General features: G+C 73.6%; 5 protein-coding genes. 3 read left to right on the top strand and 2 right to left on the bottom strand.

What is annotated here, in order from left to right:
• Positions 1-136: 136 nt before the first annotated feature.
• The gene (locus tag HTZ82_RS09955) at positions 137-1,762 is read right to left on the bottom strand and encodes an MFS transporter (RefSeq protein ID WP_175408955.1); all 1,626 of its coding nucleotides are present in this window, start codon (positions 1,760-1,762) and stop codon (positions 137-139) included.
• 178 nt (positions 1,763-1,940) lie between these two features.
• Here HTZ82_RS09955 and panB point away from each other — a divergent pair, with 178 nt between their 5' ends.
• From panB to HTZ82_RS09940, 3 genes are all read left to right on the top strand, one after another.
• Complete coding sequence (gene panB / locus HTZ82_RS09950) at positions 1,941-2,828, top strand: 3-methyl-2-oxobutanoate hydroxymethyltransferase (RefSeq protein WP_175408954.1); 888 nt, start codon at positions 1,941-1,943, stop codon at positions 2,826-2,828.
• Positions 2,829-2,959: 131 nt separating this feature from the next.
• Positions 2,960-3,961 (top strand): ATP-binding cassette domain-containing protein, encoded by a 1,002-nt coding sequence (locus HTZ82_RS09945; RefSeq protein WP_175408953.1) that lies wholly within the window; start codon positions 2,960-2,962, stop codon positions 3,959-3,961.
• Positions 3,958-4,782, top strand: coding sequence for an ABC transporter permease (locus tag HTZ82_RS09940; RefSeq protein WP_175408952.1), 825 nt, complete (start codon positions 3,958-3,960; stop codon positions 4,780-4,782). The genes HTZ82_RS09945 and HTZ82_RS09940 overlap by 4 nt, the downstream gene beginning before the upstream one ends.
• On the opposite strand, the gene HTZ82_RS31780 is transcribed toward HTZ82_RS09940, so the two are convergent.
• Positions 4,739-7,348, bottom strand: a 2,610-nt coding sequence (locus HTZ82_RS31780; RefSeq protein WP_217623865.1) for an AfsR family transcriptional regulator, incomplete at its 5' end; no start/stop codon positions are given. The genes HTZ82_RS09940 and HTZ82_RS31780 overlap by 44 nt on opposite strands.

Below are 7,348 nucleotides of genomic sequence, written 5' to 3'. Positions count from 1 at the left end.
GGCGCTCGTCCTCAAACTCCCCCAAGCTCTTCGAGCAGGGGGTACCCCCAGACGGGCTGAAATGCGGGGGTTCGGGGGCGGAGCCCCCGATTCGGGAAGGGGCGGGATAGGGGAAAGAGCACCGCACAGACACCACCTACCGCCGCAGTGATTCTCTCGGGCCCCCCTCGGCCGCGTGGGCCGGGGGCCCGTGCCGGGCCCCGGGGCCCGGCAGGAACGCGGCGACCACCACCGCCCCCACCGCCGCGACGCCCGCCGCGCACAGGGCGGTGACGTGCAGGGCGTCGAGGAACGCGGCATGGGCCGGGGCGACGAGGGACCGCCCCGCCGGGCCGAGCCGCTCCGCCGCGGCGAGGGTCGCCTCGACGGACTCCCCCGCCGCCGCCCTGGCCTCCGGCGGCAGGGCGCCCAGACCGCCCTCGATGCCCCGCCGGTACACGGCGGACAGCACCGAGCCCAGTACGGCGACCCCGAGGGCCCCGCCGACCTGCCGGAACGTGTTGTTGACCGCCGATCCCGAGCCGGCCTTCTCGCGGGGCACCGCCTGCATCACGGCCACCGTCACCGGCGGCGTCACATGCGCCATCCCGACGCCCTGCGCGAAGAGGACCACCTCGATGGCCCATACGGGTGTCGTCGCGTCGAACCCGCTGAACGCGGCCAGGCACGCCGCCACCAGCAGCAGCCCGCCCGTGCACACCGCGCGCCCGCCGAACCGCTGGACGAGCAGCCGCGAGCGCGACGCGAACGCGAGCTGTGTGACCGCCATCGGCAGCAGGACGAGCCCCGCCTCCAGCGGGCTGAAGCCCCGCACGCTCTGCAGGTAGAACGCGGCGAACAGCGTCACGCCCATCAGGGCGAAGAAGACCAGCGCCATCCCGCCCACGGCGGCCGAGAACGCCGGGTTCCGGAAGTACGACATGTCGAGCGCGGGATGGGCCGTGCGCCGTTCGTGGACAACGAATCCGGCCAGTACCAGCAGTCCCCCCAGCACCGGCAGCACCACGCCCGGCGCCGTGAAGTCGGCCAGCTCGCCGCCCCGGATGATCCCGTACACGAGCAGGACGAGGCCCACGACCGACAGCAGTACGCCGCCCGCGTCGATCCGGCCGGGCGCCGGGTCCCGCGACTCGGGCACCAGCAGCAGCGTCGCGCCCAGCAGGACGATCACGATCGGGACGTTGACCAGGAAGATCGATCCCCACCAGAAGTGCTCCAGGAGCAGCCCGCCCGTGACGGGTCCGATGCCGATGGCCAGGCCGACCGCCCCCACCCAGATGCTGATGGCCTTCGGCTGCTCGTCGCGCTCGAAGACGTTCATGAGGACGGCGAGCGTCGCGGGCATCACGAACGCCGCCCCGAAGCCCATCAGCGCCCGGTGCGCGATCAGCTCGGCGGGTGACGCGGACAGCGCGGCCAGCGCGGACGCGACGCCGAAGACGACGGTGCCGAACAGCAGCGCCCTGCGCCGCCCGAGCCGGTCGCCGACGAGGCCGGCCGTGAACAGCAGGCCCGCGAAGACCAGCGCGTAGGAGGTGATCGCCCATTCCAGCTCGCCCTGTGTGGCGCCGATCCCGGTGGGGGCGGGGCTCGCGATGGTCTTGACGGCGACGTTCAGGATCGAGTTGTTCAGCACCACGATCAACAGGCTGAGCATCAGGACGCCCAGGACGGCCCAGCGGCGGCGGTGGACGTCCTCCGGGACGCGGCGCGGCGCCGGAGGGGGCGGAAGGGGCGGGGGCGGAGGGGGGTCGTGGGGCATGGGGTCAGCGTAGGACGGGTTCCGATACGGCGCCGTTCCGTATCGGAAGCCCGCCGGGCGCCGAACGTGACGGATGCGGCCAGGACAGTACTTCCCCCCGCGCGGCACGAAGTGCCACCATGGATGCGGTCCGGGGACGCCGTCAGGGCGCCTCGAGATGACGAAGGAGCCGTTTCACATGACGCTTCAGCCTGCCCCGAAACAGTCCGGCGACAGCAGCGGGGAGCCCGCCACCAAGCACCCCAAGGCGCTGTACGGCGGCAAGGGCACGCGCCGTATCACCGTCCACGACATCGCCGCGGCCAAGGAGCGCGGCGAGAAGTGGCCGATGCTCACCGCGTACGACGCGATGACCGCGTCCGTCTTCGACGAGGCCGGCATCCCGGTCCTGCTCGTCGGTGACTCGATGGGCAACTGTCACCTCGGCTACGACACCACCGTCCCCGTCACACTGGACGAGATGGCCCTGCTGTCCGCCGCCGTCGTACGCGGCACCAAGCGGGCCCTGGTCGTCGGCGACCTGCCGTTCGGCTCATACCAGGAGGGCCCGGTGCAGGCGCTGCGCTCGGCGACCCGGCTGGTCAAGGAGTCCGGGGTGGGCGCGGTCAAGCTGGAGGGCGGCGAGCGTTCGCTGCCCCAGACGGAGATGCTGGTCCAGGCCGGTATCCCCGTGATGTCCCACCTCGGTCTGACCCCGCAGTCCGTGAACACCATGGGCTACCGGGTGCAGGGCCGCGCCGACGAGGACGCGCACCGGCTGCTGCGGGACGCCAAGGCGGCGCAGGACGCGGGTGCCTTCGCGGTCGTCCTGGAGCTCGTACCGGCCGAGCTGGCCGCCGAGGTCACCCGGTCGCTGCACATCCCGACCGTCGGCATCGGCGCGGGCCCGGACACGGACGCGCAGGTCCTGGTGTGGACGGACATGGCCGGGCTCACGGGCGGCAAGGTGCCGCGCTTCACCAAGCAGTACGCGGACCTCCGCAGGACGCTGGGCGACGCCGCCCAGGCGTTCGCCGACGATGTCGCGGGCGGGGCGTTCCCCGCCGAGGAGCACACCTTCCACTAGCCACTGCGGCACGGACGACAGCCCGCCGACTTCCCCCATCGGCGGGCTGTCGGTGCGTTGTCGCTGCCTCGTCGGTGCCCTGTCGGTGGTCTGTCGGTGGTCTGTCGGTGGGCCCTGGTCCCCTGGGGCACATGACACGATCCGACACCAACGCCGTCGAGGTACGGGGCCTCGTGAAGCACTACGGCGAGACGAAGGCGCTGGACGGAGTGGGCCTCGACGTACGCGAGGGCACGGTCCTGGGCGTCCTCGGGCCGAACGGCGCCGGCAAGACGACCCTGGTCCGCTGCCTGTCCACCCTGATCCTCCCGGACGCCGGGACCGCCACCGTCGCCGGGTACGACGTGGTGCGCCAGCCCCGGCAGCTGCGCCGCACCATCGGCCTGACCGGCCAGTACGCGTCCGTGGACGAGCGGCTGTCCGGCTGGGAGAACCTCTACATGATCGGGCGGCTGCTCGACCTGCCCCGCCGTGAGGCCCGGGCACGCGCCGACGAACTGCTGGAGCGGTTCTCGCTCACCGACGCCGCGCGGCGGCCCGTCACGCAGTACTCGGGCGGCATGCGGCGCCGTCTCGACCTGGCCGCCTCCATGATCGGCCGGCCCTCCGTGCTGTATCTCGACGAGCCGACGACCGGTCTGGATCCGCGCACCCGCAACGAGGTCTGGGACGAGGTGCGGCGCATGGTCGACGAGGGGACGACCGTGCTGCTCACCACCCAGTACATGGAGGAGGCCGAGCAGTTGGCGAGCGAGCTGACGGTCGTCGACCGCGGCCGGGTCATCGCCCGGGGCGAGATCGACGCGCTGAAGGCGAAGGTCGGCGGCCGCACCCTCCAGGTACGCCCCGTCGACACGGCCGAACTGCCCGCGATGGCGCGGGCGCTCACCGAGTCGGGCCTGACCGGCCTCGCGGGCGCCACCGTCGTCCCGGACGAGGGGCTGCTGTACGTACCGATCGTCGGCGACGAGCAACTGACCGCCGTCATCGGCCTGCTGGCGGCGCGCGGCCACGGCATCGCCCATATCGGCACGCATCTGCCGAGCCTGGACGAGGTGTTCCTGGCCCTCACCGGTGAGCGCGCGACGACGGTGTCCGCGTCCGACGCGACCCCGCAGGAGGTGGCCGCATGAGCGCCGTGACCGTCGGGACGGCAGCGGCCGCGGACGGTGGCGAGGGCCGGATCGGGCTGCGCGCCCATCTGCGGCACATCGGCGCCCTGAGCCGGCGCAACGCCCTCCAGATCAAGCAGAACCCGGAGTCGATGTTCGACGTCCTGTTCATGCCGGTCGTCTTCACGCTGCTGTTCGTGTACGTCTTCGGCGGGGCGATCTCCGGCAAGGGCAATCAGGCGGACTACGTGAACTACCTGGTTCCCGGCCTGATGGCGATGTCGGGGCTCAACATCGCCATGGCCGTGGGCACGGGCATGAACGAGGACGTCCAGAAGGGGGTCATGGACCGGTTCCGTGCCCTGCCGATCGCGCGGTCGTCGGTGCTGATCGCGAAGATCGTCGTGGAGATCGGCCGGATGGTGGTGGCCACGGGCATCATGCTGGCGATGGGCTTCCTGCTGGGCCTGGAGATCAAGACGTCCGTGCCGGCCCTGCTCGCGGCCGTCGGTCTGTCGCTGGTCTTCGGCGCGTCCCTCATGTGGATCTTCATGCTGCTGGGCCTGTCGATGAAGACCGCCCAGGCGGTGCAGGGGGTGGCGATGATCGTGCTGATGCCGCTGCAGTTCGGTTCATCGATCTTCGCGCCGCCGGAGTCGATGCCCGGGTGGCTGCGGACGTTCACCGACTACAACCCGCTGTCCAATCTGGCGGACGCGGTGCGGAACCTGATCAACGGCGGTCCCGTCGCCGCGTCCGTGTGGGCGACCCTCGCATGGGCGGCGGCCATCACGCTGGTCACGGCGCCGCTGGCGGTGGCGCGGTTCCGCAGGCGGACGTGACGTCAGGCCTGTTCGAGCAGAGCGCTTCGAGCAGGGCGGCGGCCTCCTCCAGGGTGAGGCCGCCGCCCTCGGCGTACGCGGCGTCGTAGGCGGCGCCGCGTACGCCGAGGGCGGTGCGGGTGGCGGTGACGGTCGCCTCCAGGTTCTCCCGCTCCAGCGGGGACGGCACATGGCCCGGCGGCGTCACGGCGTCGGCGGCCCCGAGCAGCACCGCCGCCAGGCGGGCCTCCCGATCGCCTCCGAGGCCGGTCAGCGCCCGTGCGGCGGTGACCAGTTGGAGTACGGACACCTGCGGGGCGACCATCATGGACACCGGCTCCCGGGTCCGCCTGAGCGCACGGACCGCCCGGCGAAGGGCGTCCTCGTGCTGTCCGTCGAGGTTGTCGAGCCAGGCGAGACCGCCGAGCGTGAAACCGTCGAGGAGCGAGAAGACGGTCTCGGGCCGGAACTCCTCACGCAGCCGCAGCAGCACGGCGCGGGCCTCGTCGGTGCGTCCGGTGCGGCCCAGGTGCACGGAGAGGTAGAGCCGGGCGAAGGGCACCGCCTCGTGTCCGCCGCCCGGGCCCTGGGCGATCACGTCGCGCAGGATGGCCTCCGCCTCGTCGCCCCGGCCGAGTTCGGGGATCACGGCGGCGTACCGCGCCCGCAGCAGGGACACCTGCGCCTGGGCGCCGAGGCGTTCGGCGTGGGTGACGGCGGCCTGGTAGTCGGCTGCGGCACCCGCGTACTCGCCCCGCTGCTCACGGGCCTCGCCGCGTGCCGAGAGTGCCTCGGCGGCACCGTAGGAGTCGCCGAGGCGCAGGAAGATCTCCAGGCACTCGTCGGCGTCCCGGACGGACTCGGCGGCGAGGGAGGCGTGGTTGGCGAGGATGCCGGCGCGCCACTGGAGGGCGTGGGCGAGGTCCCAGTCGTGGCCCAGGCGGCGGGCGGTGGCGACAGTGGTGTCGAGCAGCGCGTGCAGCCGGGCTCCCTCGCCGGTGACGATCACGGCGAAGAGCCACAGGATGCCGGGAAGGCGGCATGTCTGGGGCAGCCCGGGGCGGTACGCCTCGGAGATCCGGTCCAGTGGGGCGCGGCCCTCCACAGCCCGGTCGACCGGCTCGTGGTGGTGCGTGTTGGCCAGCCGGACGAGCCGGATCTGGCGCCGGGCCTCCCGCAGCAGGTCGTCGCTCATCGGGGGCGGCGCGTCGGTGCAGCGTTCGGTGAGCGGCGGGGCGGGGGCGACGGGCGGGGCGTACGGGTCGGGGCCGAGCGCGGCGGCGGCGTCGGCCCAGTGGCGGGCGTCGGTGCGCAGGTCGCGCATCTGCCAGTACCAGGTCAGGGACAGGACGAGGCAGAGCACCTCGTGCTCGTCGCGGGCGGCGACGGCGCGGCGCAGTGCGGCGCGGAGGTTCTCGTACTCGCGCCGGAACAGGCCGAGTGCGGCGCGCTGTCCGGCGCCGCGCAGCAACGGGTCGGTGGTGCGGGCGAGTTCGCGGTAGTGGACGAGGTGGCGGTGCTCGGTGGCGGCACGCTCCCCGGACTGGTCGAGGCGCTCGGCGGCGTACTCCGCGACGGTCTCCAGGAGGCGGTAGCGCATGGCGCCGTCCTCCAGGGGCGAGGCGACGACGAGCGACTTGTCGACGAGGGAGCCGAGCAGGCCGAGCGTGTCGGGTTCGGCGCACACGGCTTCGGCGGCGTCGAGTGCGCAGCCGCCGGAGAAGACGGACAGGCGGCGCAGGACGGCGCGTTCGCGGTCGTCGAGGAGGTCCCAGGACCAGTCGACGACGGCGCGGAGGGTCTGCTGGCGGGGCAGGGCGGTGCGGGCGCCGGAGCCGAGCAGCCGGAAACGGTCGTCGAGCCGGTCGGCGAGCTGGCGGGGGGTGAGGGCGCGGAGGCGGGCGGCGGCGAGTTCGATGGCGAGGGGCAGTCCGTCGAGGCGGCGGCAGATCTCGGCGCAGGCGTCGGGGTCGTCGTCGGTGGTGAACCCGGGGCGGGCGGCCGCGCCCCGCTCCCACAGCAGCCGCAGCGCCATGGGGGCGGGCAGCGGTTCGACGGGCCGCACGGTCTCGCCGGGCACGGCGAGGGGTTCGCGGCTGGTGGCGAGGACGGTGAGGCCGGGGCAGCGCTCCAGGAGGTGCTCGGCGAGGCGGGCGGCGGCGGTGACGACGTGCTCGCAGTTGTCGAGGAGCAGGAGCATACGGCGGGGCGCGCAGTGCTCGGCGAGCCGTACGAGCGGGTCGTTGCCGTGCGGCTCGGCGGCCCGCAGCTCCTCGGCGCCGGCGCCCCGCAGCACGGTCTCCCGCGCCCCGAGCGCGGTGAGCACGGCCTCGGGTACGGCGTCGGGGTCGGCCACCGGCGCGAGTTCGGCCAGCCATACGCCGTCGGGCCACCGACCGGCCCCGCGCTCGGCGGCCTCCTGCGACAGCCGTGTCTTCCCGGCGCCCCCGGCCCCGAGCAGCGTGACGAGCCGCGCCCGCCCGAGTTCGTCGAGGATGCCGCGGATGTCCCCGTCCCGCCCGACGAAGCTCGTCAGCCGGGCCCGCAGATTCCCCGCGGCCCCGGGCCCGCCGACCGGTGCGAGGGC

Origin of the sequence: Streptomyces sp. TRM64462, assembly GCF_013362995.1 — a bacterium.
In the GTDB taxonomy this organism is placed as follows: Bacteria; Actinomycetota; Actinomycetes; order Streptomycetales; family Streptomycetaceae; genus Streptomyces.
Note: the sequence above shows the minus strand (reverse complement) of the source record. Positions and strands in the feature narration are given on the sequence as shown.